Origin of the sequence: Kitasatospora sp. NPDC101235, from assembly GCF_044767505.1 — a bacterium.
In the GTDB taxonomy this organism is placed as follows: domain Bacteria; phylum Actinomycetota; class Actinomycetes; order Streptomycetales; family Streptomycetaceae; genus Kitasatospora.
This window is the reverse complement of the sequence record NZ_JBIWNZ010000083.1, coordinates 1-1,329: the sequence shown is the minus strand read 5'-3', so window position 1 is coordinate 1,329 and position 1,329 is coordinate 1. Positions and strand designations below refer to the sequence as shown.

Here is a 1,329-nt window from a genome sequence, read left to right as displayed (position 1 = left end):
CACGCTGCAATGACACGACTTCGGTGATGTGCTTGAGCCCCGCTACATTGTCGGCGCGGAATCACTTGACCAGTGAGCTATTACGCACTCTTTCAAGGGTGGCTGCTTCTAAGCCAACCTCCTGGTTGTCTCTGCGACTCCACATCCTTTCCCACTTAGCACACGCTTAGGGACCTTAGTCGGTGTTCTGGGCTGTTTCCCTCTCGACCATGGAGCTTATCCCCCACAGTCTCACTGCCACGCTCTCACTTACCGGCATTCGGAGTTTGGCTAAGGTCAGTAACCCGGTAAGGCCCATCGCCTATCCAGTGCTCTACCTCCGGCAAGAAACACGTGACGCTGCACCTAAATGCATTTCGGGGAGAACCAGCTATCACGGAGTTTGATTGGCCTTTCACCCCTAACCACAGGTCATCCCCCAGGTTTTCAACCCTGGTGGGTTCGGTCCTCCACACGGTCTTACCCGCGCTTCAACCTGCCCATGGCTAGATCACTCCGCTTCGGGTCTTGGGCATGCAACTCAACCGCCCTATTCGGACTCGCTTTCGCTACGGCTACCCCACACGGGTTAACCTCGCTACACACCGCAAACTCGCAGGCTCATTCTTCAAAAGGCACGCAGTCACGGCCACAGTAAACTGTGACGACGCTCCCACGGCTTGTAGGCACACGGTTTCAGGTACTATTTCACTCCGCTCCCGCGGTACTTTTCACCATTCCCTCACGGTACTATCCGCTATCGGTCACTAGGGAATATTTAGGCTTAGCGGGTGGTCCCGCCAGATTCACACGGGATTTCTCGGGCCCCGTGCTACTTGGGAGATGAGCAAGCAAGCCGTACAGATTTCGTCTACGGGGGTCTTACCCTCTACGCCGGACCTTTCGCATGTCCTTCGACTACCCATACGGTTTCTGACTCGCCCAGCCGCCGGCAGACGACTGAAGCTCATTCCCACAACCCCGCATTGGCAACCCCTGCCGGGTCTCACACCAAAACGGTTTAGCCTCATCCAGTTTCGCTCGCCACTACTCCCGGAATCACGGTTGTTTTCTCTTCCTGCGGGTACTGAGATGTTTCACTTCCCCGCGTTCCCTCCACACTGCCTATGTGTTCAGCAGCGGGTGACAGCCCATGACGACTGCCGGGTTTCCCCATTCGGACACCCCCGGATCAAAGCTCGGTTGACAGCTCCCCGGGGCCTATCGCGGCCTCCCACGTCCTTCATCGGTTCCTAGTGCCAAGGCATCCACCGTGCGCCCTTAAAAACTTGGCCACAGATGCTCGCGTCCACTGTGCAGTTCTCAAACAACGACCAGTCACACACCCTC

At 56.9% G+C, this 1,329-nt stretch carries 1 rRNA gene (only partly in view); it reads right to left on the bottom strand.

Annotated elements, in window-relative coordinates:
- A 23S ribosomal RNA gene (locus ACIRRH_RS43880) occupies positions 1-1,274 on the bottom strand; it reaches 1,489 nt to the left of the window's first position.
- Positions 1,275-1,329: the final 55 nt, after the last annotated feature.